This is a genomic window from Mycobacterium sp. IDUB_9 (assembly GCF_055419505.1).
In genome coordinates this window covers 177,616-203,650 of the sequence record NZ_JBVAXU010000002.1, presented here as the reverse complement: position 1 = coordinate 203,650, position 26,035 = coordinate 177,616, and the positions used below count along the sequence as shown (strand labels likewise).

At 67.4% G+C, this 26,035-nt stretch carries 23 protein-coding genes; 14 read left to right on the top strand and 9 right to left on the bottom strand.

Going from position 1 to position 26,035, the window contains the following annotated elements:
- Positions 1-184: 184 nt before the first annotated feature.
- From ACZY08_RS09450 to ACZY08_RS09440, 3 genes are all read left to right on the top strand, one after another.
- Positions 185-1,198: a phospholipase effector Tle1 domain-containing protein gene (locus ACZY08_RS09450; protein ID WP_463745075.1), complete on the top strand. Its 1,014-nt coding sequence runs from the start codon at positions 185-187 to the stop codon at positions 1,196-1,198.
- Between the two features lie 72 nt (positions 1,199-1,270).
- Positions 1,271-2,122: a hypothetical protein gene (locus ACZY08_RS09445; RefSeq protein WP_463745076.1), complete on the top strand. Its 852-nt coding sequence runs from the start codon at positions 1,271-1,273 to the stop codon at positions 2,120-2,122.
- Positions 2,123-2,145: 23 nt separating this feature from the next.
- The gene (locus tag ACZY08_RS09440) at positions 2,146-2,856 is read left to right on the top strand and encodes a crotonase/enoyl-CoA hydratase family protein (RefSeq protein WP_463745077.1); all 711 of its coding nucleotides are present in this window, start codon (positions 2,146-2,148) and stop codon (positions 2,854-2,856) included.
- A gap of 84 nt (positions 2,857-2,940) precedes the next feature.
- On the opposite strand, the gene ACZY08_RS09435 is transcribed toward ACZY08_RS09440, so the two are convergent.
- The gene (locus ACZY08_RS09435) at positions 2,941-3,777 is read right to left on the bottom strand and encodes a hypothetical protein (protein WP_463745078.1); all 837 of its coding nucleotides are present in this window, start codon (positions 3,775-3,777) and stop codon (positions 2,941-2,943) included.
- 124 nt (positions 3,778-3,901) lie between these two features.
- Here ACZY08_RS09435 and ACZY08_RS09430 point away from each other — a divergent pair, with 124 nt between their 5' ends.
- The 5 genes from ACZY08_RS09430 to recD are packed head-to-tail and all read left to right on the top strand — an operon-like array spanning position 3,902 to position 13,771.
- Positions 3,902-4,378: a MarR family winged helix-turn-helix transcriptional regulator gene (locus tag ACZY08_RS09430; RefSeq protein ID WP_463745079.1), complete on the top strand. Its 477-nt coding sequence runs from the start codon at positions 3,902-3,904 to the stop codon at positions 4,376-4,378.
- Positions 4,375-5,625 carry an MFS transporter gene (locus ACZY08_RS09425; protein ID WP_463745080.1) on the top strand — a complete coding sequence of 417 codons (1,251 nt, stop codon included), beginning with the start codon at positions 4,375-4,377 and terminating at the stop codon, positions 5,623-5,625. Before ACZY08_RS09430 ends, ACZY08_RS09425 begins: the two co-directional genes overlap by 4 nt.
- A gap of 24 nt (positions 5,626-5,649) precedes the next feature.
- Positions 5,650-8,859, top strand: a complete 3,210-nt coding sequence (gene recC, locus ACZY08_RS09420) for an exodeoxyribonuclease V subunit gamma (RefSeq protein ID WP_463745081.1) — start codon at positions 5,650-5,652, stop codon at positions 8,857-8,859.
- The gene (gene recB, locus ACZY08_RS09415; RefSeq protein ID WP_463781790.1) at positions 8,856-12,110 is read left to right on the top strand and encodes an exodeoxyribonuclease V subunit beta; all 3,255 of its coding nucleotides are present in this window, start codon (positions 8,856-8,858) and stop codon (positions 12,108-12,110) included. The genes recC and recB overlap by 4 nt, the downstream gene beginning before the upstream one ends.
- On the top strand, positions 12,110-13,771 hold the full coding sequence (gene recD / locus ACZY08_RS09410; RefSeq protein ID WP_463745083.1) for an exodeoxyribonuclease V subunit alpha: 1,662 nt from the start codon (positions 12,110-12,112) through the stop codon (positions 13,769-13,771). Before recB ends, recD begins: the two co-directional genes overlap by 1 nt.
- Here the strand turns inward: recD and ACZY08_RS09405 are convergent.
- From ACZY08_RS09405 to ACZY08_RS09395, 3 genes are all read right to left on the bottom strand, one after another.
- Positions 13,768-13,917, bottom strand: a complete 150-nt coding sequence (locus ACZY08_RS09405) for a hypothetical protein (protein WP_463745084.1) — start codon at positions 13,915-13,917, stop codon at positions 13,768-13,770. The genes recD and ACZY08_RS09405 overlap by 4 nt on opposite strands.
- A gap of 160 nt (positions 13,918-14,077) precedes the next feature.
- Positions 14,078-14,500 (bottom strand): hypothetical protein, encoded by a 423-nt coding sequence (locus ACZY08_RS09400; protein ID WP_463745085.1) that lies wholly within the window; start codon positions 14,498-14,500, stop codon positions 14,078-14,080.
- 72 nt (positions 14,501-14,572) lie between these two features.
- Complete coding sequence (locus tag ACZY08_RS09395; RefSeq protein WP_463745086.1) at positions 14,573-16,342, bottom strand: alpha/beta hydrolase; 1,770 nt, start codon at positions 16,340-16,342, stop codon at positions 14,573-14,575.
- Between the two features lie 136 nt (positions 16,343-16,478).
- Here ACZY08_RS09395 and ACZY08_RS09390 point away from each other — a divergent pair, with 136 nt between their 5' ends.
- Positions 16,479-17,120 (top strand): TetR/AcrR family transcriptional regulator, encoded by a 642-nt coding sequence (locus tag ACZY08_RS09390; RefSeq protein WP_463745087.1) that lies wholly within the window; start codon positions 16,479-16,481, stop codon positions 17,118-17,120.
- An 11-nt stretch (positions 17,121-17,131) separates the two neighbouring features.
- Here ACZY08_RS09390 and ACZY08_RS09385 read toward each other — a convergent pair whose 3' ends face one another.
- Positions 17,132-18,013, bottom strand: a complete 882-nt coding sequence (locus ACZY08_RS09385; RefSeq protein ID WP_463745088.1) for an SDR family oxidoreductase — start codon at positions 18,011-18,013, stop codon at positions 17,132-17,134.
- Between the two features lie 76 nt (positions 18,014-18,089).
- On the opposite strand from ACZY08_RS09385, the gene ACZY08_RS09380 reads away from it, so the two are divergent.
- Complete coding sequence (locus ACZY08_RS09380) at positions 18,090-18,650, top strand: TetR family transcriptional regulator (protein WP_463745089.1); 561 nt, start codon at positions 18,090-18,092, stop codon at positions 18,648-18,650.
- A 9-nt stretch (positions 18,651-18,659) separates the two neighbouring features.
- On the opposite strand, the gene ACZY08_RS09375 is transcribed toward ACZY08_RS09380, so the two are convergent.
- Complete coding sequence (locus tag ACZY08_RS09375; protein ID WP_463745090.1) at positions 18,660-19,916, bottom strand: L,D-transpeptidase; 1,257 nt, start codon at positions 19,914-19,916, stop codon at positions 18,660-18,662.
- Between the two features lie 124 nt (positions 19,917-20,040).
- Entirely contained in the window at positions 20,041-20,574 is a 534-nt protein-coding gene (locus ACZY08_RS09370) for an LOG family protein (protein WP_463745091.1), read from the bottom strand.
- Between the two features lie 83 nt (positions 20,575-20,657).
- Here ACZY08_RS09370 and ACZY08_RS09365 point away from each other — a divergent pair, with 83 nt between their 5' ends.
- From ACZY08_RS09365 to ACZY08_RS09350, 4 genes are all read left to right on the top strand, one after another.
- A complete protein-coding gene (locus ACZY08_RS09365; protein WP_463745092.1) occupies positions 20,658-21,602 on the top strand; it encodes a nitrilase-related carbon-nitrogen hydrolase in 945 nt (314 codons plus the stop codon).
- Positions 21,595-22,107, top strand: coding sequence for a DUF302 domain-containing protein (locus tag ACZY08_RS09360; RefSeq protein ID WP_463745093.1), 513 nt, complete (start codon positions 21,595-21,597; stop codon positions 22,105-22,107). Before ACZY08_RS09365 ends, ACZY08_RS09360 begins: the two co-directional genes overlap by 8 nt.
- 72 nt (positions 22,108-22,179) lie before the next feature.
- Positions 22,180-23,814 carry a peptide chain release factor 3 gene (locus ACZY08_RS09355; protein ID WP_463745094.1) on the top strand — a complete coding sequence of 545 codons (1,635 nt, stop codon included), beginning with the start codon at positions 22,180-22,182 and terminating at the stop codon, positions 23,812-23,814.
- Positions 23,815-23,817: 3 nt separating this feature from the next.
- Positions 23,818-24,198 (top strand): hypothetical protein, encoded by a 381-nt coding sequence (locus ACZY08_RS09350; protein ID WP_463745095.1) that lies wholly within the window; start codon positions 23,818-23,820, stop codon positions 24,196-24,198.
- A 20-nt stretch (positions 24,199-24,218) separates the two neighbouring features.
- Here ACZY08_RS09350 and ACZY08_RS09345 read toward each other — a convergent pair whose 3' ends face one another.
- Positions 24,219-24,770 (bottom strand): RICIN domain-containing protein, encoded by a 552-nt coding sequence (locus ACZY08_RS09345; protein WP_463745096.1) that lies wholly within the window; start codon positions 24,768-24,770, stop codon positions 24,219-24,221.
- A gap of 135 nt (positions 24,771-24,905) precedes the next feature.
- A complete protein-coding gene (gene cax, locus ACZY08_RS09340) occupies positions 24,906-25,982 on the bottom strand; it encodes a calcium/proton exchanger (RefSeq protein WP_463745097.1) in 1,077 nt (358 codons plus the stop codon).
- Positions 25,983-26,035 lie beyond the last annotated feature (53 nt).

The window sequence follows — 26,035 nt, the reverse complement described above, 5'->3', positions numbered from 1 at the left end:
CGCTGATTTCATGATCAATTGACGGGGCAGTTGCACCCTATAACGGTCGCTCTGCCACGGATTTCGTTGCCCAGGCGTTTGCAAGGGGAACTACGTGCCATTTTGCGCGATTCGAGTAGTGCAATACTCAGGACACCAGCCCCCGTACCCGGCAAAGTATTGGTCAGCATCAGTTGAGCAGTAGTTGACAGTCCCGCCGGGGGTCGCCGTGAAGAACATCGTGCTGTGCTTCGACCACACAGATGAATATCCCGGACTGCGTGACGCGTCGAATACCGAGATGCTGTTTCGGTTGCTGGACGGCACCGATCAGCTGACCTGGTATCACAGCGGCACGGCCACGCAGCCCGTCAGACGTATGACGCCGAGCCGCCGCGGCGACTCGGCCGGCGAAGCCCGAGCGGCCATCGCCGAGGCCTACCGCTTCCTCGGCGATGCGTGGGATCCCGGGGATCGCATCTTTCTGTTCGGCGGCGGCGAGGGCGGGCATCGCGCCGGTGAACTGGCCACGCTGCTCGGCACGGTCGGCTTGTTGCCGGCCCATTCCGATGACGTACTGGACTATGCGCTTGCCACCTATGTACTGCCGCGCACGGCGCGCACGGCCCAGGACTGGCGACAGATCAGGGTGTTGGCGGGCCAGTTGTTCGGTGACCGCGATCCGGCCGTACCGGTGCGGTTCGTCGGGCTGTGGAATGCCACGGCCACCCCGGGCACCAAGCACCACATGGGTCCGCTGCCGACGGTGGAGTCCGGCCGGCACGCGGTGGCCGTCGAGGGCGGTCGGCGGACGATGCGGTATCGCGAGAGCCTCGATGAAGTCTGGTTCCGGGGAACCCGCGGCGATGTCATCGGCGGCACCGGCGCGTGTTGGCCGCTGGCCGACATCGCTCTGGACTGGATGCTGGACGGGGCCATTTCGTCGGGGCTACGGGTTCGCGATCACAGCGCCTGCCCCACCGATCTCGACGCGCTGGCCGGGACCGCGGGGGCGATCGGGCGGTGCCGGGCGCCGCTGGATGCCAAGGTGCACGCCAGCGTCGAGGTGTACCTGCGTTCGCACCCGCACTATTGGCGGCGACTGCCCGCGCGCATCGAATGGACCGACGCCGAGTGGCTGGCCCGCGGTGAGCGGCTGGTGCACACACCCGTGACCGTCCCGGTACAGCGCGACATCCTCACTGCCGTCGCCTCGTGAGAACAGTCGTTTGACCGAAGTTTGCTGAGCTGGACCGCTGCCCGCGGTGAATGTCCGTGATATACCCACCTGGTGGGGATCATCGATTCAGTCACGGACCGGGGGCGCGAGTTGGCTAGTTTCGAACCGGGTGCATGGACTGCGCTCGCAGCATGGGTGGCAATTGCCGTCATCGTCATCGCGTTGATCTATGCCTGGCGGCAGTATCTGAAGGCCAGGGACCGACGTGCCGAGCTGACCCAGCCGAACGTGTCGATGTTCATGGAGCCGAGCAGTGCCGATTGGCATCTGGTGGAGCTGGTCGTCCGCAATTACGGTCAGCGCCCGGCCTACGGGTTGCGGTTCGAATTCGCGAATCCGCCGACCGTCGGCAAGTACGAGAGCTCGTATGACGACAACTTCGTCGACATCGTGCCGTTGAACCTGCCCGCCGAGATCCCGTACCTGGCGCCGTCGCAGGAGTGGCGCATCGTGTGGGATTCGGCACTGGACCGCAAGCAACTCGGGGAAGCGATCGCGTCCCGGTTCGACGGGGCGGTCACCTATTACGACGAGCCGGGCTCACCCGGCAAGCCCGCCGGGCGCAAGCTGCGCAACACCGCGGTGCTGGATTGGGCCACGCTGCCGCCGGTGGACCGCATGGAACTGCTGACCACCCACGATCAGGCCCGCCGGGAGAAGCAGAAGCTCGAGTTGTTGCGCGGTGTCCTGACCTATTTCCAGTACGCGGCCAAGGAGACCGACGAGCAGAAGCTGCGTTCGGAGATCAACCGCATCAACGCCCTGGGCGCCGAGATGCGGTCCCGCTGGCGTGACCGCTACGAGGCCGGCGATGACGATGACGACGACGATTACGACGATGACGATCCCGAGACCGATCTGATCAAGCCGCCGCCTTCCACCGGCAGGCGTCATCGGGCCTGAGCCCACTCGCTAGCATCAGTGCGATGAGCAGCCTGGTGAGCTACGAGCTCAACGATGCCGTGGCCACGATCACGATGGACGACGGCAAGGTCAACGCGTTCTCGCCGGCGATGCAGGCCGAGATCAACGCGGCGCTGGATCAGGCTGCTGCCGGCGCCGCTGCCGGCGAGGTGAAAGCCGTGGTGCTGGCCGGCAATTCGAAGGTGTTCAGCGGCGGGTTCGACCTGAGCGTGTTCGCGGCCGGCGACGTGGCGGCAACCCTGGGCATGCTCGCCGGCGGTTTCGAGCTGTCGGTGCGGTGCCTGAGCTTCCCGGTGCCGGTGATCATGGCTGCCACCGGGCATGCCATCGCGATGGGCTCGTTCCTGCTGTTGTCCGGTGATCATCGGGTCGGCGCGGTGACGTCGCGGTGCCAGGCCAACGAGGTGAAGATCGGGATGACGCTGCCGAACGCGGCCATCGAGATCATGCGGATGCGCTTGACCCGGGCGGCTTTCCAGCGCGGGATCGCCATGGCAGCGGTGTTCACCGGTGACGCGGCGATCGCGGGCGGCTGGCTCGATGAGGTCGTCGAGGCCGACGCGGTGCTGTCACGCGCCCAGGAGGTGGCGGCCGAGGCCGCGGCAACCTTGAACACCGGTGCGCACGTGGCCAGCAAGCTCAAGGCCCGCGCCGAGGCCCTGTCCGCGATCCGCGCCGGAATCGACGGCCTGGCACAGGAATTCGCGGGCTGATTGTCCGGCCCGGGCGCCGGGCGTCACTTCCCCACCTCGCCAGTAACGCCGTGGCGCTCGTTTCGCGATTTTTCCGCCACTGCGTTACTGGCGTGATGCCCACGCCTTGGCAATGCGGCCGAGCACGTTGGCCGCACCGTCCCGGCGGGTGACCCGGATGACGATCCAGCGGTTTTCGATCATCTCGTCGATGCGAGCGATGTCCTTACGGAGTGTGTCGGGATCGGTGTGGTGCCGTCCTTCGTATTCGAGGGCGATCTTCAGATCCGGCCAGGCGAGGTCGACCTCGCCGATCACCGCGTCGTATTCGTTGCGGACGGGATACTGCGATTGCGGGCGAGGGTAACCAGCGCGAATCACCAAGAGCCGCAACCAGGCTTCCTGCGGTGACTCCGCGCCTGGATCCACCAACGCGATCGTGGCGCGGGCCTGCTTGATGCCCTTGCGGCCCGAGTGGCGTTCGGCCGCCGCCTCGATGTCTGACACCTTCAGCCGGGCGGCTCTGGCCAGCGCATCGATGGCCGCGACCGCCTGGTCTTCGGGAAACTTGCACGCCAGGTCGACCGCAGTACGGGCAGGAGTGGTGAGGCGGATATCGCCGATCTGACAGATTTCGTCCTCGTCGATGGCATCGCCCCACGCGATGATCCCGCGGGCGGGACGATGATTGCTGTCGATGATATAGGCGGGCAGGCCGGCATCGATCCACCGCGCACCGTGAAAGGCCGATGCGGAGAACCCGGCCAGAACCCCGTGTCCCCGGGACCGCAACCAGCAGGCCTTGGCCCGCAGTAGCGCGGTCGGCTCGGTACCTGTGGCGACATAGATATCGCGATGGACAGCGGTGAACCGGGTTCTCAATTGATGTCGGGTCAGCGCACCTGAGGCCAGCGCTGCGCTGCCGATGAACGGTTCCCCCATCGCTGGAGTGTGCCAACCGCTACCGACACCCTCGCCAGTAACGCTGTGGCGCTCATTTCGCGATTCTCCCGCCACTGCGTTACTGGCGCGAGGCGCGCCACCCGACGCCTCTCCAGATACATGTATGTGCTATGCATATTTCGTGCCTCGCTACAACCAACTCGATGAGCTTCTGGTGCGCATCCACATCGTGCGGCAGCGCCCCGGTTGGCGGCGCCGGCTGATCGACGCGTCGGGCGGCGTCCCGTCACTGTCGACGCTCCGCGTGCTCCGCGCCGTCGAGCAGCGGGAGAAGGCCGGGCAGAGCGCCTCGGTCGGCGAGGTGGCCGAATACATGGCCGTCGAGCACTCCACCGCCAGCCGCACCGTCGCCAACGTCGTCGCGGCCGGGCTGCTCACCAAAGCCCAAGACGCCGAGGACCAGCGCCGGTGCGTACTCACCCTCACCGACGAAGGCCGCAAGGCCCTGGCCGACGTCACCGAACGGCGCCGCGAGATGGTCGCCGAGACCGTGGCCGAATGGCCGGAGTCCGACGTCGACAAGCTCGTCGACCTGCTGGAGCAGCTGGTCTCCGATTTCGAGCGAGGGATCAGCTCGTGACAGCCGAGACCACTGCCCGCCCGCAGCCGCGCGGCGCCCTGCGGTTGATGTTCGACCCGGTCTTCGGTGCGCTCTTCTGGGGCAAGATGTTCTCCGTCGTCGCGGTCTGGACGCATGGCATCGTCGCGGCCATCGTGATCTTCGACGCCACCGGTTCGGCGGTGATGGTGGGCATGGTCGGCGTCGCACAGTTCCTCCCCCAGCTCATCCTGAGCCCGACCAGCGGCAAGTGGGCCGACGTCGGCGACCCGGCCCGCCAGATCCTGTGGGGCCGGGTGTTGTGCATCATCGGCTCGGGCTCGACCGCCCTCTGGCTGGGCCTGGATCCCGACCTGCAGGGCACCGCGGCGGCGGTACCCGTGCTCGTCGGCTCCACCTTGGTCGGCTTCGGATTCGTCATCGGCGGCCCGGCCATGCAGTCGGTGGTCCCCAGCCTCATCCGCGACGGCGAGTTGGCAACGGCCATGGCGCTCAACAGCATTCCGATGACCATCGGCCGCATCCTGGGCCCGGCCATCGGCGCTTTCCTGGCCGCGCGTCTCGGTGCCGCACCCGGCTTCGCGATCAGCGCCGGCCTGCACCTGGTGTTCGCGATCTTCCTGCTGCTGGTCACCTTCCCGACCCGGCCGGCACGCAGCCCGCACGGGGACTACCGAGTGCGCGCGGCACTTTCGTACGTCTGGCGGGACCGCCCGCTGCTGCTGGCTCTGCTGGCCGTGGCGACCGTCGGGTTCGCCTCCGATCCGTCGATCACGCTCACCCCGTCGATGGCCGAGGACCTCGGTGGCGGCGCCCACCTGGTGGGTGCGCTGTCGGCGGCGTTCGGCATCGGCGCGGCGGTCGGCATGGTGGCGCTGGCCTCGATGCGTGGACGCCTGGCGGCCGCCCGGGTTTCGGCGATCGGGTTGTGGCTGCTCGTGGCCGGCTGTGGGTTGCTCGCGGTAGGTACCGTCACGCCCGTGGCGCTGACCGGTTTCGCGGTCGCGGGGCTGGGCTTCGGTTGGGCGATGACCGGTCTGAGCACCGTCGTTCAAGAGCGGGCACCCGAAGAACTGCGGGGCCGCATCATGGCGCTGTGGCTGGTCGGCTTCCTCGGGTCACGCCCGTTCGCCGCGGCGCTGTTGGGCGGTGCCGCCGACATGTTCAGCGTGCGGGTGGCGTTCGTCATCGCGGGTGCGCTGACCCTCGCGGTCGCACTCGCCACCCGACCCGCCGCACTGTCGACTCCAAACGCAGCAACACTGTGACCGGGTCTCCTATCGTGTCTTTCGATGGCATTGCACCTGCACCGGGCCGAGCGCACCGATCTGCTCGCCGACGGGCTGGCAGATCTGCTGTCGCATCCCCCGGCTGACCCGTTCGCCCAGGAGCTGGTGCTCGTGCCCGCCAAGGGCGTGGAGCGTTGGCTGAGTCAACGGTTGTCGAACCGGCTCGGGGTGTGCGCGGCGGTCGAGTTCCGCAATCCGCGTTCGCTGATCGCCGAGCTGACCGGGACCGCCGAGGACGACCCGTGGTCGGCCGATGCGATGGCCTGGCCACTGCTGGCGGTCATCGACGACAACCTTGATCAACCATGGTGTGCGCCGGTGGCCACCCACCTCGGTCATTTCGAGACCGGTGACGAGCATGAGCTGCGTCAGGGCCGGCGCTATGCGGTGGCCCGACGGTTGGCCGGACTGTTCGCCTCCTATGCGCGGCAGCGCCCGCAACTGCTGGTCGATTGGGCGGAGCTGCCCGACGACCTGTCCTGGCAGGCACCGCTGTGGCGGGCATTGCTCGAGCGGATCGACGCCGATCCCCCACACCTGCGGCATGCGAAAACCCTTGCCCGGCTCGCCGAATCGCGCAGTGACCTGCCGGAGCGGTTGTCGTTGTTCGGGCACACCCGGTTGCCGGTCACCGAGATCGAGTTGCTCACCGCGCTGGCGACGCATCACGATCTGCACCTGTGGCTGCCGCATCCCAGCGATGACCTGTGGCAGGCGCTGTCCATCCACACCGGCCCGATCCCCCGCCGTGAGGACAACAGCCACCGCGAGGTGGGCCACCCGCTGCTGGCCACCCTGGGCCGCGACCTTCGGGAGTTGCAGCGCAGCCTTCCCGTCCCGGACTCCGACGAATACTTGAGCAGAACCGGCGGCGGCATAGCTGAGCCCGATACCGTGCTGGGGTGGCTGCAGTCCGACATCGCTGCCAACGCGGTTCGCCCGGCCGGACGGGTGCCGCGGCGGGACGATCGCTCGGTGCAGGTACACAGCTGTCACGGCCCAGCCCGGCAGATCGAGGTGCTGCGGGAGGTGCTGCTGGGCCTGCTCGCCGACGATCCGACCCTGGAACCCCGCGACATCCTGGTGATGTGTCCCGACATCGAGACCTATGCCCCGTTGATCACGGCAGGGTTCGGGCTGGGCGATGTGGTGCGCGGCGCGCATCCGGCGCACAAGCTGCGGGTGCGGCTGGCCGATCGTGCTCTGGTGCAGACGAATCCGCTGCTGTCGGTGGCCGCGTCGGTGCTGACGCTGGCCGGTGGGCGGGCCACCGCGAGCGAGGTGCTCAACCTGGCCGAGTCAGAGCCGGTGCGGGCCCGGTTCGGGTTTTCCGACGACGATCTGGAGGCCATCACCGCCTGGGTGCGTGAGGCCAACATCCGGTGGGGTTTCGACCAGGAGCACCGTAGCCCGTACGGTGTCGAATTCCTGCACAACACCTGGCGTTTCGGGATCGACCGGGTGCTGGCCGGGGTAGCGATGTCCGATGACTCGCACGCCTGGCTGGGCACCACACTGCCGCTTGACGATGTCAGCAGCAACCGGGTCGAGCTGGCCGGCCGGTTCGCCGATTTTGTCGAAAAGCTCAGCCACACTGTCCGTCAGCTCAGCGGCGTCCGACCTCTCGACGAGTGGTTGTCGGCGCTGGGCACCGGGATCCAGGCGCTGGCGTACTCCGACGAGGAGTGGCCCGCGGCCCAGGTGCAGCGTGAGTTCGCCGAGATCGGCGAGGCCACCGGGGCGGCAGCAACGCCACTGCGGCTCAGCGATATTCGAGCGCTTCTGGATCGGCATCTGGCGGGCCGGCCGACGCGGGCCAACTTCCGTACCGGAACCCTGACGGTGTGCACCATGGTGCCGATGCGCTCGGTTCCGCACCGGGTGGTGTGCCTGGTCGGACTGGACGACGGCGTGTTTCCGCGGCTGGGTGCCGTCGACGGCGACGACGTGCTGGCCCGCGACCCGCGCACGGGTGAGCGTGATATCCGTTCGGAGGACCGGCAGCTGCTGCTCGACGCGATCGGCGCGGCCACCCAGACCCTCGTGGTCACCTATACCGGCGCCAACGAATACTCCGGGCAGCCCCGACCGCCGGCGGTGCCGCTGGCCGAGCTGCTGGATACGCTCAGGACCACCGCCGAGCGGCCGGTGGCTGTCGTCACCACACACCCGTTGCAGCCCTTCGATATTCGCAACGTCACGCCGGGTGCACTGGTGCCCGACGGGCCGTTCACGTTCGATCCCACGGTGCTGACCGCAGCGCAGGCCAGCGCTGGGCAGCGGGCGGAACGGCCACCGTTCTTCGCCCGCCGACTTCCGGCGCCACCAACCGGGGACGTCGCGTTGGAGGATCTCGTCACGTTCTTCAGGGATCCGGTGAAGGGCTTTTTCCGGGCGCTGGATTACACGCTGCCCTGGGATGTGGACGGGGTGTCGGATGTGATGCCGGTCGATATCGATGCGCTGGAGGAATGGACCGTCGGCGATCGCATGCTCGGCGACATCATGCGGGGCATGACCCCGGCCGACGCCCAGCAGGCCGAGTGGCGGCGCGGCACCCTGCCGCCGGGCCAGTTGGGCTGGCGCCGTGCGATTGTGCTGCGTGATCAGTGTGCGTTGCTGGCCATCGAGGCCCTGCGGTATCGGGAAGCGGACCCGCAGGCCTATGACGTCGACATCGACCTGGGCACCGGGCGCCGGCTGACCGGAACTGTCTCGCCCGTGTTCGGCGACCGAATGGTGTCGGTGACCTACTCCAAGCTCGACGGCAAGCACCTGCTGCAGTCGTGGATTCCGCTGTTGGCGTTGGCCGCCGGGCATCCCGACCGTGACTGGTCGGCCGTGTGCATCGGGCGCCCCCGGCGCGGCGACACGCCGCGCATCGAAGGGCTGGGCCGCCCGGATGATCCGGTGGGGCTGCTGGCCGATCTGGTGGCCATCTATGACGCGGGCCGGCGGGAGCCGTTGCCGCTGCCCATCAAGACCTCCTATGCGTGGGCGGCAGCGCGTCACGCCGGTGACGACCCGGAGCGTGAGGCCGCTTACCGTTGGCGCAGCAGCAGATTCCCCGGCGAGGATGAGGCGCCCGCGCATGTGCGGGCGTGGGGTCGCGGCGCACCGCTGAGCCGGCTGGTCGGTCTGGGTGAATATTCCGAGCGGTTGTGGCTGCCGGTCCTGCAGGCCGGCGCCCAGGCCGGATGGGCAGGCCGGTGAACGTCTTCGAACTGACCGGCCCGCTGCCGCGGACCAACAGCACCACGGTGTTGGAGGCCAGCGCGGGCACGGGCAAGACCTTCGCGCTGGCGGGGTTGGTGACCCGCTTGGTCGCCGAAGGTGCGGCGACGCTGGATCAGATGCTGCTCATCACCTTCGGTCGGGCCGCCAGTCAGGAGTTGCGGGAGCGCGTGCGCGCCCAGATCGTCGGCGCCCTGGCGGCGCTGGAGGATCCGTCACGCGCCGACAACGATCTACTCCAGTATCTGATCGCCGAAGATCAGCAGGCCCGCGGGCAGCGGCTACGCGACGCCCTGGCCGGTTTCGACGCGGCGACGATCGCCACCACGCATCAGTTCTGCCAGATCGTCCTGAAATCCCTTGGTGTGGCCGGAGACAGCGATTCCGGTGTGACTCTGGTCGAGAGTCTTGACGAGTTGGTGTGCGAGATTGTGGACGATCTGTATCTCGCCCACTTCGGCGCTCAGCGGGATACCCCGGAGCTCGGGTATGCCGAGGCACTGCGGCTGGCCCGGGTGGTGGTGGCCAATCCGGCGACGGAGCTGCGGCCGCTGGACCCCGAACCGGAGTCCCCGGCGGAGATTCGGGTGGCGTTCGCGCGGGCGGTGCTGGCGGAGTTGGAGATTCGCAAGCGTCGCCGCGGCGTGCTGGGTTACGACGATCTGCTGACCCGGCTGGCCGGTGCCTTGGCCGCCGAGAATTCGGCGGCACGGGTACGGATGGCGCAGCGCTGGCCGATCGTGATGGTCGACGAGTTCCAGGACACCGACCCGGTGCAGTGGCAGGTGATCGAGCGGGCGTTCTCCGGGCGGTCCACGCTGATCCTCATCGGTGATCCCAAGCAGGCGATCTACGCGTTCCGTGGTGGGGACATCGATACGTATCTGCGGGCCGCGGCGACCGCCGGCGACAAGCAGACCCTGGGCACGAACTGGCGCAGTGACAGTGTGCTCGTGGACCGGTTACAGGCGGTCCTGCGCGGTGCCGAACTCGGTGGTCCCGATATCGTGGTGCACGACGTACAGGCACACCACCAAGGGCATCGGCTGGCCGGGGCACCGCACAACGATCCGTTCCGACTGCGGGTGGTGCGCCGGAATCGGACCGGTACCAGGGTGATTCCGATCGCCGATCTGCGCCACCACATCGGCAGGGACCTGGCCGCTGACATCGGAGCGTTGTTGGCCAGTGACGCGAGCTACGCCGGCCAGAAACTCGAGGCGGGCGACATCGCGGTGATCGTCGAGACCCACAAGGACGCCCGGGCCTGCCACACCGCCCTGCTCGACGCCGGCATCCCCGCGGTCTACACCGGGGATTCGGACGTGTTCAATTCCGAGGCGGCCGAGGACTGGCTGTATCTGCTTGAGGCGTTCGACCAGCCTCACCGCCCCGGGTTGGTACGCGCCGCGGCTGCCACGATGTTCTTCGGCGAGACCGCGGAAACCCTTGCCGAGGGCGGTGATACGTTGACCGATCGGGTCGCCGACACGCTGCGCACCTGGGCCGGCCATGCCCGCGAGCGCGGTGTCGCGGCGATCTTCGAGGCCGCGCAGCTGGCCGGTATGGGCAGGCGAGTGCTGTCCTGGCAGGGCGGGGAGCGGTCGATGACCGACCTGGCCCACATGACCCAGCTGCTCGGGGACACCGCACACCGGGAGGGTTTCGGGCTCCCCGCACTGCGGGACTGGCTGCGCACCCAGCGCGCCGAGGGCGGTGGCGCGTCCGAGCGCAACCGGCGCCTGGACAGCGATGCGGCGGCGGTGCAGATCATGACGGTGTGGGTGAGCAAGGGGCTGCAGTTCCCGATCGTGTACCTGCCGTTCGCGTTCAACCGGTATGTCCCGGAACCGGATCTGGTGTTGTTTCACGACAACGGGGTGCGGTGCCTGCAGATCGGCGGCCCCGATCCGGCGGTGACCCGCGCCGGCCGCGCCGAGGCTGCCGCCGATGACAGCCGCCTGACCTACGTGGCGATGACACGGGCCCAGTCGCAGGTGGTGGCGTGGTGGGCACCGTCCAACGACGAGCCGAACGGCGGCCTGTCGCGCCTGCTGCGGGGCCGCGTGCCCGGGCAGTCCGCGGTGCCCGACCGCTGCGCGCCGGCCAGGATCTCCGATGACGATGCGCTGGCCTGGTTGCGGGCCTGGGAGGCCGCGGGCGGTCCGGTGCTGGAGGAGTCGGTGATCGGTGCGGTCGTCCCGGTACCGGCGCACGCGATACCGGATGGGCTGGCGGCGAGGCATTTTCACCGCTCCATCGACACCGCCTGGCGCCGTACGTCGTACTCGGGGCTGCTGCGGGCGGCCGAAGACGACGGGAACTCCGGGGTGTCCAGCGAGCCCGAGGTCGCCGAGCTCGACGACGAGTCGACCGACATCACCGTCGTCGCTCCAACCCAGGGCGCCGACGTTCCCTCCCCGATGGCGTCGTTGCCGGCCGGGGCCGCGTTCGGGTCGCTCGTGCACGCGGTGCTGGAGACCACCGATCCGCTCGCCGCGGATCTCACATCCGAGCTACGGGCCGAAGTGCGACGCCACGCGGCCCGGTGGCCCGTCGAGATCGAGGCCGACGAGCTGGCTGCCGCCCTGCTACCGATGCACGACACCCCGTTGGGACCGTTGGCGCCCGGCATGACGCTGCGCCAGATCGGGTTGGCGGACCGGCTGTGCGAGTTGGACTTCGAGTTCCCGATGGCCGGTGGCGATCTGCGCGGCGGCGAGTTCGCGCGGCTGGCCGAGATCGGGGCACTGCTCGATGCGCATCTGCCTGCCGACGATCCGATGGCCGTCTACGCCGAGCGGTTGTCGACCGGACTGCTGGGTCGCCAGCCGCTGCGCGGGTACCTGTCCGGTTCGGTGGATGTGGTGCTGCGGATCGGGCAGCGCTTCGTGGTCGTCGACTACAAGACCAACTGGCTGGGCACCGGCGACGCGCCGCTGACCGCGGCCGATTACGGGCGTGACCGGATGGCAGAGGCGATGCTGCACTCCGACTATCCGTTGCAGGCGCTGTTGTACAGCGTTGTGTTGCACCGGTTCCTGCGCTGGCGGCTGCCGGATTACGATCCGGGCACGCATCTGGGCGGGGTGATGTATCTGTTCGTCCGCGGCATGTGCGGGGCGCAGACGCCCGTCGTCGACGGACACCCGGCCGGCGTGTTCAGCTGGGAACCGCCGGTCGGATTGGTCGTCGCGATGTCGGAGCTACTGGATCAGGGGGCCCGGTGATGTTGGACGCCTTCGCCGAGATCCTGGAAGCCGCTGATGTTCAGGTGGCCCAACGGCTGAGCACGCTGGCGGAGGAAGCCGATCCGCTGGTCACCCTGGCTCTGGCCCTGGCGGTGCGGGCGCTGCGCGGCGGCTCGGTGTGTGTGGATCTACGCGCGGTGGCCGAGCAGGCCCAGCTACCCGATCTGCCGTGGCCGCCGGTCGACGAGTGGCTGGCGGCCGTGGCGGCCAGCCCGCTGCTGGGCACTCCCCCGGTACTGCGGTTGTTCGGGGATCTGCTCTACCTCGACCGGTATTGGTTGGAGGAGCAGCAGGTGTGCGACGACGTGCTGGCGCTGGTGGGTGCCCAGCGCGACGGCGCGGTCCCCGACGTGGCGCGGCTGTTCCCACCGGGTTTCGAGGAGCAGCGGACCGCGGCGAAGGTGGCGTTGTCGCAAGGACTGACGGTGCTGACCGGTGGGCCGGGCACCGGAAAGACGACCACGGTGGCGCGCTTGTTGGCGCTGTTGGCCGAGCAGTCCGCTCTGGCCGGCCGGCCGTCGCTGCGGATCGCGCTGGCCGCGCCGACCGGTAAGGCCGCGGCCCGGCTGCAGGAGGCTGTGCAGCTCGAGGTGAACCGGCTCGACGCCGTGGACCGTCAACGGATCTCGGGGCTTCAGGCCACCACGTTGCACCGGCTGTTGGGGTCGCGTCCGGACACTTCGTCACGGTTCCGGCATCACCGGGCGAATCGGCTGCCGCACGACGTGATCGTCGTCGACGAGACGTCGATGGTGTCGCTGACCATGATGGCCCGGCTGTTGGAGGCGGTGCGTCCGCAGACCCGGCTACTGCTGGTGGGCGATCCCGATCAGCTGGCATCGGTGGAGGCCGGGGCGGTGTTGGCCGACCTGGTCGACGGGCTGGGGTCGCGCGGGGTGGCGGCGCTGCAAACCTCGCACCGGTTCGGCGAGTCGATCGGTGCGCTGGCGTCAGCAATCCGGGCCGGGGACGCCTCGGGTGCGGTGGAGGTGCTGGCGGCCGGCGGTGAGCATGTCGAGTGGGTGTCCGCCGATGCGGGCGAGCGGCTGCGGGAAGTGCTTGTGCCACACGCCGTTGCACTTCGGCAGGCAGCGCTTCTCGGGGACGCCGCCGCGGCGCTGGACATCCTCGACGAGCATCGGTTGTTGTGTGCGCACCGGCACGGTCCGTTCGGTGTCGCGCAGTGGAACCGTCAGGTGCAGCGGTGGCTGGCCGAGGCGACCGGTGAGCCCACCTGGGCGTCGTGGTACGTGGGACGGCCAATCCTGGTGACGACCAACGATTATGGGCTCAAGGTCTACAACGGCGACACGGGCGTCACGGTGGCCACTCCGGACGGGCTGCGTGCCGTCGTGGGTGGGACCGTCGGCGGGTCCGCGTCATTCGCGACCGGCCGGCTCACCGAGGTGGAGACCATGCACGCCATGACGATCCACAAATCCCAGGGCAGCCAGGCCGACGAGGTGACCGTGCTGCTACCGCCGGAAGACTCCCGGTTATTGACGAGGGAGTTGTTCTACACCGCGGTCACCCGGGCCAAGACGCGGGTGCGCGTCGTGGGTTCCGAAGCGGAAATTAGCGCGGCTATCGCCCGGCAGGCAGTCCGAGCGACCGGCCTGCGAAAGCGGCTGAAGCTCTAAACGGCACGTCCGGCGAAAAATGCGCCGGAGATGAGACCGATTACGAGTGCCAGGGTGGGAAGACCCATTGCCACTGCCACCACGACGCCGGCGACCGCACCGATGCCGAGCACCAGCAGGAGTGCCCCAACAATTGCTCCAAACATGGACCGCCCTTTCGTATGACAGCGATCACAATGTACATCGTCCGTGGGCTGAATCACATACAGACGAGGCACCAATTCGGTTAACGATTTCGCGGCAAAATGTATAGCTGAGCTTGGTATATGCCTTGTTCAGCGCATGCCAGCGAACTCGGAGGCGGCGCTACCCGGCGCCCGACACGTTCAGCGCCCAGAACACCAGCGCGGTCAGTGCCACAAACGTCAGCAACGAGATCGCAAACGCGCGGCCCCACCAGCGTCTGGGTGCGGCGAACGGCAACACAAGGGCCCAGAAAAGGCTCAATGGCACGGAGATGAGAACGCCGAAGACGATTCCGTAGCCGTGCGGATCGGTGGCGGGGTTCGTGTCGAAGGCCGAACTCAGCATCCCGAAAACGATCAGTGCCCAGAACAGCACAGCGCCTGCACCGATCACTCCGGCGAAGCAGCGGATGGTCAGCACGGCTTGGTGATGCCGATTGGCGGCGGATGCCGGCTGGACCCAGGCCTGAGGTGGCGCATAAGCCTGAGGGCCGTACCGGTCGACCCATTCGTGCGGGTATTCCTCTGGTGGTGTCTCTTCCACAGCACCCCCCGGTTCGGTGTCCTCACCAGGATAGAGGCGGATCCGTGGTGCCGCGGGCACCGATTTCTGGCGTCAGACGGTCACGGGAACCGACTGTCCGGCCAGCGGTTCATACACCGCGTACTGGAACAAGGCATCCAGGATCGGCGCCACCAGCCCGTCCCACGGCGTCGCCTGTACCGGCTCGGACGAGGTGAACGGCAGCACCACCGCGGTGGCGGTGCCCGACGACGTCGGGATGTCGATGCTCTCCTGCGGCGCACCGTACACACCGGTGTTCGTGCCGTGGTATATGTCGTTGATCCAGCCGGCCGCAACGGTTTTGACCGCCTCGGTGTTCTGCGGTTGCGAGAAGCCCGCGATGAGGTACTCGGCGAATTGCAGGATGACGTTGGCACCCTGCATCCCGTCGATGTGCCGCCCACCGACCAGCATGACGCCGTTGAACTGCCCGGGCCGGGCGGTCTGCAGTTCGTCCCCGACGGTGCCGTTGCGATTCCACACATACCGTTCGGACGAAATGAGTAGCACCGCACGGTAATTGGCGCCACTCAGGCCATTCAGCGCCTCAGGCATGTCGTTGTGGGTATCCACCGCGTCGAGCAGGACCACCCCGGCCAGGTTGTCGACCGCGCCGTTGTCGACCATGCGACCGGCGGCGCCGGTGACCAGCATCCCGCCCAGGGAATGGCCGACCAGGACGAACGTAGACGGCAGGGTGACGGGGTGGCCGGCCGCCGCAGTGGCGCTCGCGGTCAGCTCTGGCCTGCCGCCGGCGAACAGGTCGGCGACGGACTGCTGCATCGGTTCGCCGCCGATCCATTCGCCGCTGGGGTCGAACAGGTTTGACGACAACGTCGGGACGACGACGATGCTGTTGGTCTCCTCAGCCAGGTAGGCCGCGGTGTAGCTGTACATCGGGCCGGTGGCCATGAATCCGTGCTGCAGGTAGATGACGCCGGTGGCGGAGTCCGGATCTTCGGGGAAGTACCAGTCGGCGCGCACGGTCTGGCCGGTACCCGGCATGTCCAACGTCGAGGTGCGGACGGTGACGTTGCTGCCGGGCGGGATCGCCGGCGGGCCCGAAAAAACCTGCAGGGCAGCGCCGACCACGTTGAACACGAGCGAGCCGACGACGTTGACCAACGGCACCGACCGCGGCGCGGTGATCGGGGTGGTCATGGCGGCGATGGGTTTCACGGCCTGGTGGACCTGGGGCGCAACCGGGTTCGCGATCCGATCGGCGATTCCGCCGAGCAGGCTACGGCCCTGGGTCACCCCCTGGTCGACGACGGTGCCGACCTCCGCCGGCGGCGGCGTCTTCACCTGGGCCGGACGGGTGATCGCTTCGATCGCTTCGGCGATATCCGGCGCCTTGTCTGCCACCGCGACGGCAGCCACCGCGGCTTCGGAGCGCTCGACGGCGTCACGCCTCGCCGTCTCCTTGGGCCGCGAAAGTGATTGTGCAGAAAGGAGGTTCGGCGCCCGGTCGGCAAGGTCGGTCAATGCGGTACGCGCGTGGATAGTGAGGTCGTCGACCACGTCACGCACGTCGGAACGCCCCGGCAGGGACTTCGGCAGAGACAACCGCGGGCGTTGACGCACCGCTGCGTTGTCGGTCCGGCGCAGCTTCTCCTTGCGCGGGCCCACTCGGGACGCCGGGGCTCGCTGCTTCGCCGATGCACCAGAACCGTTGGCGGACTGCGTGGTTGACTTATCGCGGCCGGGATCAGCATAGGCTGTCGAGACCGTTCCGACGAGCAAGCCCATCCACAGCGCGACCACCAGCACGCCCCACCCCATCGCCGCCACTGCATGAATTTTTCGCCCCCGTGTGGTCACGCAGGCACGCTAACCGGTGCGATCAGCAGCCCGCAGAGCAATGGGACAAATTGGCAATAATGTTTCTTTAATGTCCAGGCGGCTGCGCCCGTCGGGCATACTGAAGCCCCATTCCGCAGCCGAGCAGGATAGTCGATTGTCAGCACCAGAACGCCGATCCCGCGGGCGCCCGGTCGGCGGCGGTAACAGCGCCGAGCAGGCTCGCGAGGTGTTGATGGATGCCGCCGAGCACCTGTTCGTCACCCGCGGCCACCGGGCCTCGACAATGGAGGTCATCGCCCACGAGGCCGGCTATTCGCGTACCGCGATCTACCGTCAGTTCGCCAACCGCAACGAGTTGATCGCGGCCATGGTGCAGCGCACCACCCAGCGGCACATGGCCTCGATCCTGACGCGCATACCCGAGGGCGCAGGGCCGATCGACCTCCTGGTCGAGAGCATGGTCATCGTCGCCACCGAACTGGTCGCCGATCCGCTGCTCAACACCATCGCCGACCAAACGCCCGACGGCACCATCGCGTCATTGATCGCCAGGGACACTGATCTGACGGAACTGGTGACCACCACGGTCGAGGGCGTCCTCGCCGACGGCGCCACTCAATTCCGGCCTGGTGTGCACCCGAATGATCTGGCGCAGTTCATCATTGCGACCGCGCTCGGCTTCCTGGTGAAAGCCGTGCCGGTCGGCAACGACGCTGCGGTGGCGCGGCGTTACATCGAGACGTTCGTCCTGCCGGCCATCGTGGAGAAGCCGCCACCGCCGCGTCGGGTCTTCTGAGCGCGCGTCGCTCAGCCGAAGTAGTGCCCGCGGTCGAGATCCGCGAGCAGCCCGACTTCGGTTGGCTGCCAACCGAATCGCCGGCGCGTCAACGCGCTGGACGTCGGTACGTCGAGGGCGAACATGCCGCCGATCCACCCGAAGTGGTCGAAGGCCTGCTCGACCGGAACCGAGGCCACCGGCAGTTCGAGATGGCGGCCGATGGCGGCAGCGATGTCACGGCCCGCGATGCCCTCTTCGGCCACCGCATGCAGGACGGTCCCCGAGGGGGCCTGTTCTGCGGCCAGGCGGAACAACGGCGCGGCGTCGAGTCGGTGCACGGCCGGCCACCGGTTGGTGCCGTCGCCGATGTAGGCCGAGACCCCTTTCTCCCGGGCGATCTGGATCAACCGGGGCACGAACCCGTGGTCACCCTCTCCGTGCGTCGTCGGTGACAGCCGCACGATCGAGGCGCGCACCCCCTTGTCGGCGAAGGCCAGCACCGCGGGCTCGGAGTGCCGCGGCAGCCCGGGTTGAAACGCATCGTTCTCGGTCAGGAGCCGGCCGGTGCCGTGACCGGCGACGCCGGAGGTGACGACCAGGGGGCGATCCGAGCCCGCGAGGGTCGTGCCGAGGACCTCGATGGCGCGGCGGTCCAGCTCGCCGGCGTCGCCGAAGTTGTCGAAGTCGTGATGGAAGGCCAGGTGAATGACGCCATCGCTGGCGTCGGCCGCAGCCCGCAGGCTGTCGTGATCGTTCAGATCGCCGCGATGGACGTGGGCTCCGGCCGCGCTGAGCGCGTCAGCCGAGGCGTCGGAGCGCGCCAGGCCGACGACCTCATGGCCGTGGGCCATGAGATCCCGAACCACCGCAGAGCCCACAAAACCCGATGCACCCGTGACGAAAACCCTCATGAATCCTCCTGATGTCAGTAACTGTCATCACTGGGAACACGATGACAGTTGCTGACATTCCCTAGGATCACATCCCATGAGCCGCTGGCAGCCCAACGCGAGCGACCGCCTGCAGGAGGCGGCCCTGCAGCTCTACCTCGAGCGCGGGTTCGACCAAACCACGGTCGCCCAAATCGCCGAGCGGGCCGGGCTGACCGAGCGCACCTACTTCCGGTACTTCGCCGACAAGCGCGAGGCACTGTTCGGCGGGCAGACCATGCTCACCGAACTCTTGGTCACTGCCATCTCCGACGCCCCGGCCGACACGTCACCACTCGACGTCGTCGGTGCCGCATTGACCGCCCTCGGACCGATGTTCGACGGCCGACGCGACCACGCCCTGCGGCGGCAGACCGTGATCGACGCCAACCCCGCGCTTCAGGAGCGCGAACTGAGCAAGCTCGCCACGCTGTCCACCGAGATAGCCGAGGCGTTGCGTGGGCGCGGCATCGGCGACGGGTCCGCACACTTGGCGGCCGAGACCGGGATGGCGGTGTTCAAAGTCGCGTTCGGTCGATGGGTGCACGGCAGCACAGACGCCGGGCTGGCCGAGATCGTCACGTCGACAATGGACGAAATGAAAGCCCTCGCCGAATAGCGGCAAAAGTCAGCGCAGCGCGCTGCCCTTGACCCATTCGGCCCAGGGCACGGACCAGTCGCCGTTGTTGGTCGGCTTGAGCGGGTCACCGCCGGTGTTGCGGATCTCGACGATGTCGCCGGGCACCGAGAAGTTGTAGAACCATTCGGCGTTCTCGCCGTTCAGGTTGAGGCAGCCGTGGCTGGTGTTGGTTTTCCCCTGTGCCCACACCGTCGCGTTGAGCTGGTGCAGATAGATGCCGTCGATGCTGATGCGGGTGGCCCACGGGATCGTCGTCTTGTAGCCGAGCCGCGAATTGACGGGCAGACCGTAGGTCGAGGAGTCCATGATCACCGGGTTGGCCTTGTCCATCACGGTGTAGATGCCGCGCGGGGTCCAGAAGCTCATCGTGGTGCCGCCGATGGTCTCGGTGCCGCCCATGCCCATCGAGGTCGGCATGGTGCGCACGAGCTTGCCGTTGTCGTAGACCTTGACCTGCTTGTCGGTGTCGTCGGCGATGGTGACGTGCGAGGCGCCGATGGTGAAGGAGACCTTCTCGTCCTGGGCGCCGTAGAGGTCGTCGCCGAGTTTGGCGCCGTAGATGCCGGCGTCGACGGTGACCTTCGTGCCCGGTGCGTAGTACTTCTCGGGCCGCCAGTGGGCGGTCTGGTCGTCGATCCAGTTCCACGCGCCGACGGCCTTGGGTTCGGTGATGACCTTCATCCGGTTCTCGGCGGTGGCCTTGTCGGTGATCGGTTCGTCGAACCGCGCGACGATCACCGTGCCGACGCCGTAGGTGGCGCCGTCCTGCAGCGGGGCGTAGTTCGTGCCGTTGAGGTAGACGCGGGCCTGGTAGCCGGGGGTGACGGTCGTGAACGAGACTGACTTGCGGGTCGGCATGCCGCCGGGACCACGCGCATCGACCTTCAGCGTGTAGGTGCGGCCGTAGCCGAGCGTGGTGGTCGGCTTCCACGTCCTCGCATCGGGGGTGAGGATGCCGGGGATCTCCTTGCCGGCGTCGTTGAGCATCGTCACGCGCGCCACGGTGCCGGTGTCGGCGGTGACCATGACCCGGGCCAGTGGGTCGACCTCGGCGTCGACCTTTGGAGTGATGGTCAACTTGGCCGGCTCGGTGGGTGAGGGCTGCGGGGCACCCTGGGGTGCCGCTGCCAACGTCTGGCAATGCTCGGCGCAGTCCGGCAGGGCCGAGACAACGACACCACCCGACACGGCCAGCACGGCAAGTGCGACCGCCAGGTAGGCACGACGAACAGACGTCAACGTCACTCCAATGTGGTTCGGCGAGGGCCAAATTGATCAGGGCGTGATCAGTGTCTCAATGGTAGCCCGGCCGCTTCGGCCGCGTCGCAACGCCTCGGGGTTGTGGGCGAGTCGTGATGGTGTCGACGCCTCAGCTAACAGCCCGCTCGAGGTAGTCCATCGCCGCGTCGGGCTCCTCGGCGACAAACACCAGTTCATCCAGCGGCACGGGCAGGAACCCGTCCTGCTCCATCCGTCGCAGCTGGATCACCAGGCCGTCGTAGAAGCCCGCGGTGTTCAGCAGCACGACGGGCTTGTCGTGGCGCCGGTGCTTACGCAGTTCCAGAATCTCGGTGGCTTCATCGAGGGTGCCCAGCCCACCGGCCATCACCACCAGCGCGTCGGAACGCGCCAGCAGCATTGCCTTGCGCTCGGAGAGGTCGGCGGTGATCACCATCTCGTCCGCTCCCGCCCTAGCCTGCTGTCGCAGGAACTCGACCGAGATCCCGACCAACCGGCCGCCGCCGGCCTGCACTCCGTCGGCCACGACCTTCATCAAGCCCTTGTCGGACCCGCCCCAGACCAGCGTGTGGCCTCCCTTTCCGAGGAGTTCGGCGAATGTGCGCGCCGGTTCGGTGTAGCGCTCATCGAGGTCGGCGGCGGACAGAAAGACACAGATGTTCACGTCATGGGCGCTTTCGATTGGATCCCTGGGTCTAGTCAACCAGACTCAGGAATAAGTCGGTGAAACCGTGTGCTGCTTTGAACATGACCATCGTGACAGCCGCGGCCGTGCAGATCAGTCCCGTGCTCTACAGCCGGGAGGGCACTGTGCAGAAGGTGGTCGACAAGATCGCCGACCTCGGGCGACGTGGCGTGCAGTTCGCGACGTTCCCGGAGACGATCGTGCCGTACTACCCGTACTTCTCGTTCCTGCAGCGCCCGTTCGAGATGGGCGTCGAGCAGCTGCGGCTGATGGATCAGGCAGTAACCGTCCCGTCCGCCACGACGCACACCATCGCCGATGCCGCGAGGGAAGCCGGCGTGGTGGTGTCGATCGGCGTGAACGAACGCGACGGCGGCACGCTGTACAACACTCAGCTGCTCTTCGATGCCGACGGCACCCTGCTGCAGCGTCGGCGCAAGATCGCGCCCACCTTCCACGAACGAATGATCTGGGGGCGGGGTGACGGTTCGGGCCTGCGGGCAGTCGACAGCGCCGTCGGACGCGTAGGGCAGTTGGCCTGTTGGGAGCACTACAACCCGCTGGCTCGCTATGCGTTGATCGCCGACGGCGAGCAGATCCATTCGGCCATGTACCCAGGCTCCTTCGGCGGTCCGCTGTTCGCCGACCAGACGGAGATCAGCATTCGCAATCACGCGCTCGAATCGGCCAGCTTCGTGGTCAACGCCACCGGATGGCTCGATGCCGATCAGCAGGCGCAGATCATGGCCGATACCGGTGCGCCGATCGGCCCGATCTCCGGCGGATCGTTCACCGCGATCGTGTCGCCGCTGGGCGAACTGCTCGGCTCGCCGCTGTGTTCCGGCGAGGGCGAGGTGATCGCCGACCTCGACTTCAGTCTGATCGACCAACGCAAGTCGAAGATGGACGCCCGCGGACACTACAGCCGCCCGGAATTGCTCAGCCTGCTCATCGATCGCACCCCGAGCACCCATGTGCACCAGCGGGTGGAGGTCGATCATGTCTGAGCGCCAGGAAATCCCATTCCGCGGAGTGCGGCTGCGTTATGAGAGCGCGAAGAGTTACGACGCTCTCGTCGCGGCTCTCCTGGCCGACGTCGGCAGCATCCCGGTGCCGATCGATGACATCGCGACGCGGCACGAAAGCTGGGAATCCTACGAGCGCGCGGTGCAGTCGCATGTCGGCGACAGCGGGTTCATGTTGTTCGCGGCATGGAATCACGGCGGGTGGATCGGCAAGGCCGGTATCGATCGGCAGGCGCTGCGGGTGGTGATCGGCAATCCACTGATCGCGATCACGATGCTGCGCCACGATGTGACCGCCGGCCTGTTCGCCCCGGTGGAGCTGCTGCTCACTTCCGAAGGCACCGGACGCAGCGCGCTGACCTACGTGGTGCCATCCTCGCTGATGGTGATCGACGACAACCCGGCCCTGCTGGCGGCAGCCACCGCCCTGGACGACAAGTTGGCCGGCCTCGCAACAGCGATAACGGCGGCCAGCACTGATTTGTAGCGCAAGGCCGGGGCCCCCGAACTCACCCAATTACTGGTTTGTCCCCAAACGCCCATACCATCGCTAATCGACATGACCGACAAAGCCCTCGACAACGCCCTGGCGGCCCCCGCCTCCAACACCCCGCAAGCTGCCCGGATCTCCGCCGAGGGGGCCCGTCGCCGTACCTTCGCCGTCATCAGCCACCCGGACGCCGGTAAGTCCACGCTCACCGAGGCATTGGCGCTGCACGCCCGGGTAATCACCGAGGCCGGCGCGATCCACGGCAAGGCGGGCCGCCGCTCCACGGTGTCGGACTGGATGGAGATGGAGAAGGCCCGCGGCATCTCGATCACCTCGACGGCACTGCAGTTCCCGTACCGCGACTGCGTCATCAACCTGCTCGACACCCCCGGGCACGCGGACTTCTCCGAGGACACCTACCGGGTGCTGACGGCCGTGGACTGCGCGGTGATGCTCATCGACGCCGCGAAGGGCCTCGAGCCGCAGACGCTGAAGCTGTTCCAGGTGTGTAAGCACCGCGGGATCCCGATTATCACGGTGATCAACAAGTGGGACCGTCCGGGCCGGCACGCGCTGGAGTTGATGGATGAGATCCACGAGCGGATCGGGCTGCGCACCACTCCCCTGACCTGGCCGGTCGGTATCGCCGGTGACTTCAAGGGCGTGATGGACCGTCGGGCCGAGAAGTTCATCCGCTTCACCCGCACCGCGGGTGGCGCCACCGCCGCCCCCGAGGAGCACATCGCCGCCGCCGACGCTCACGCTGCCGCCGGGGACGACTGGGACACCGCGGTCGAGGAATCCGAGCTGCTGTCGATCGACGGGTCCGACTATGACCGCGAGACGTTCCTGTCCGGCGAGTCCTCCCCGGTGCTGTTCACCTCGGCCGCGTTGAACTTCGGCGTCAACCAGTTGCTCGACGTACTGGTCGAGTTGGCCCCGGCGCCCAGTGGGTCTGTCGGTGTCGACGGGAATCACCGCGCGGTGGACTCCCCGTTCAGCGCGTTCGTGTTCAAGGTGCAGGCCGGTATGGACAGCTCGCACCGCGACCGCATCGCCTACGCGCGGGTGGTCTCGGGCACGTTCGAGCGCGGCGACGTGCTCACCCACGCCGCCACCGGCAAGCCGTTCGTCACCAAGTACGCGCAGTCGGTGTTCGGTCAGCAGCGCTCGACGCTCGACGATGCCTGGCCCGGTGATGTGATCGGGTTGGCAAACGCCGCGGCGCTGCGCCCCGGCGACACCTTGTACCGGGACATCCCGGTGGCCTACCCGCCGATCCCGAGCTTCTCCCCCGAGCACTTCGCGGTGGCCCGCGGCACCGACCCGAGCAAGCACAAGCAGTTCCGGAAGGGCATCGAGCAGCTGGAGCAGGAAGGCGTCGTGCAGGTCCTGCGTTCGGACAAGCGCGGCGAGCAGGCCCCGGTGTTCGCCGCGGTCGGGCCGATGCAGTTCGAGGTCGCCGCCCACCGGATGGCCGCCGAGCTCAGCGCACCGATCGCACTGGAGAACCTGCCGTACCAGATCGCGCGGGTTGTCTCCCCGGAAGACGCCGACTTCGTGAATCGTCAGGTGTCGGCCGAGGTGTTGACCCGCAGTGACGGCGTCATGCTGGTGCTGTTCTCCACGCCGTGGCGGCTGGAGGGTTTCCAACGCGACAACCCCGACATCAAGCTGGGGTCCTTGGTGGCTGCGGAAGGCTGATCGATGACGGACCCGCAACCACCTGCCGAACCGCCCGCCAGCACTGGCACCAAGGGAAAGCAGTGGGTGTGGTTCGTCGGGCTGCTCACGGCCATGGACCTGTTGGGGTTGACGGCTGCCGTCGTGCTGATGCTGCCGCTGGCCATGGTGACCGACCCCTGCCACGAGGGCGTCACCGACAAGGTGTGCCAACTGAGCGCGGCCGGCCAGAACACGCTGCTTCTGATTCCGTGGATATGCCTGGTCGTCGGCAACGTCACCGCCATCGCGGGCGCGGCATTCGCCGAACGGCGGAAGTGGACACCACTGATCGGTATCCCCGTCGGAATCCTCGGGTACTTCGCGACGATCCCGATCGGCTATTGGTTGGCGTTCGCCGTGTAGGACGGTTTTGTTCAGGCCGCTCAGTTGTCGTCGATCGGTCCGCCGCCTTGGAGAACGATGCGCCAGGTCCGCGACGGATGGTCATCGCAATCGAATTGCACGGCGTCGACGTTGTTTTCGTGGCTCACCCCGCCGGCGATCGTCACGCATTTCTGGGTTTGGACGTTCCTGATCTGAGTGGTCCCGTCGCCTTGATTGTCCAGAACCCAACGGCGCGACGGATGATCATCGCAGTTGAACTGCAGCGCAGGCACATTGTTCTCTCGGCTCACCCCACCGGCGACGGTCAGGCACTTGTTGGTCTGCACATTTCTGATCTGCACGGTGCCGCCACCCATATCGTCCAACATCCACTGGCGCGACGGATGGTCGTCACACGTGAACTGCAGCGCAGGGACGTTGTTCTCGGTGCTAACCCCACCGGCGATCGTCAGGCACAGACCGGTTTGGGTGTTGACGAGCTTGGCTCTCTGGGACCCCGCCTGCGCCGGTGGCGCAAACATCATCCCGACCGCACACACGCCCGTCAGAACCGCGCCGGCGAATGCACGTCGGCCAGATGAAGTTTCCATGGCAATACCCCCTGTGTTGACTCGTTGTCGGGCGCGCTCGGCTGCACACCTACGGTGTGAATCCGTCCGCGCCCATACAGATTGACGAGCACAACCGTGCGGGCACACGAGTAACCGACTACCTCAATCGTCGGCTCATCCCCACCAGAAGGAGGCGGCAATGATGCAGTACAGCGCGATCAGCGATGCACCTTCCAACCAGGTGGACTCCCCGTCGAAGGCGATGATCGCCGCCAAAACGACCGCGACCAACAGCGCGACGATCAGCATCGGCCCGAACACCAGGGTCAGTGAGGCGAGCCCGAAGATCTGGCTCACCAACACGAGCACCGGCGCCAGCACCAGGGCGATCTGAATCGGGCTGTTGAGGATGATCGAGAAGGCGTACTCCGACTGATTTTTGGCCGCCAATTGCACGCCGACGACGTTCTCCACCGCGTTGCCCGCGATCGCCACGATGACCAGACCGGCGAACGCCTGCGAGATATGCAGCGAGTCCATCGCCGGTTCCAAAGCGGCGACAAACCAGTCGGAGACGAACGCCGCCAATCCGCCCGCGACGGCCAACATGCCGATCGCCAGGCCGACCGGCCAGCGCGGAGCCTCTTTATGTGCCTGCGGCACAGGGTCACTGGCCTTGTTCTTGTCCCGGCTCAGTGAGTACGGCAGCGATAGCCCGAACAGCACCAGGAGGACGACCGACACGATCATCGAGAAGGACACTTCGTGTTCGGAGGCAGGCGCGTGCACCTCGTGGGCGATCGACGGAATCGCCATGGCGGTGACCGACAAGACCATCAGCACCAAGATGGTCCGGACTTGTGCGGAGCCCAGTTTCTGCGGACCGTGTTTCAATCCGCCGACCAGAAACGCCAAGCCCAACACCAGCAGCAGGTTGGCCAGGATGGAACCGACGAGCGCGGCCCGCACCACGTCGACCAGTCCGGCCTTGAGCGCGAAGATGCAGATGAACAGTTCCGGCAGGTTGCCGAGTGCCGACTGCAGTACACCGGTCGCCCCGGGGCCGAACCGGTCGCCTAGTTGGTCGACGCCCCGCCCGACCAGGGACGCCAATACGGTGACGGCCAGCGCACTGACGACAAACGCGACCAGATGCGGCCAGCCGCCGTAGTGGGACAGCCCCGCCACCACGCAGATGGCCAGGCCACCGAAGATCAACAGCTTGTCGGACCGGATCAACACCGCCGTCATGCGGGTCATCATGACACGTCAATGGCTACACGTTGACGTTGAAACTCGCGATC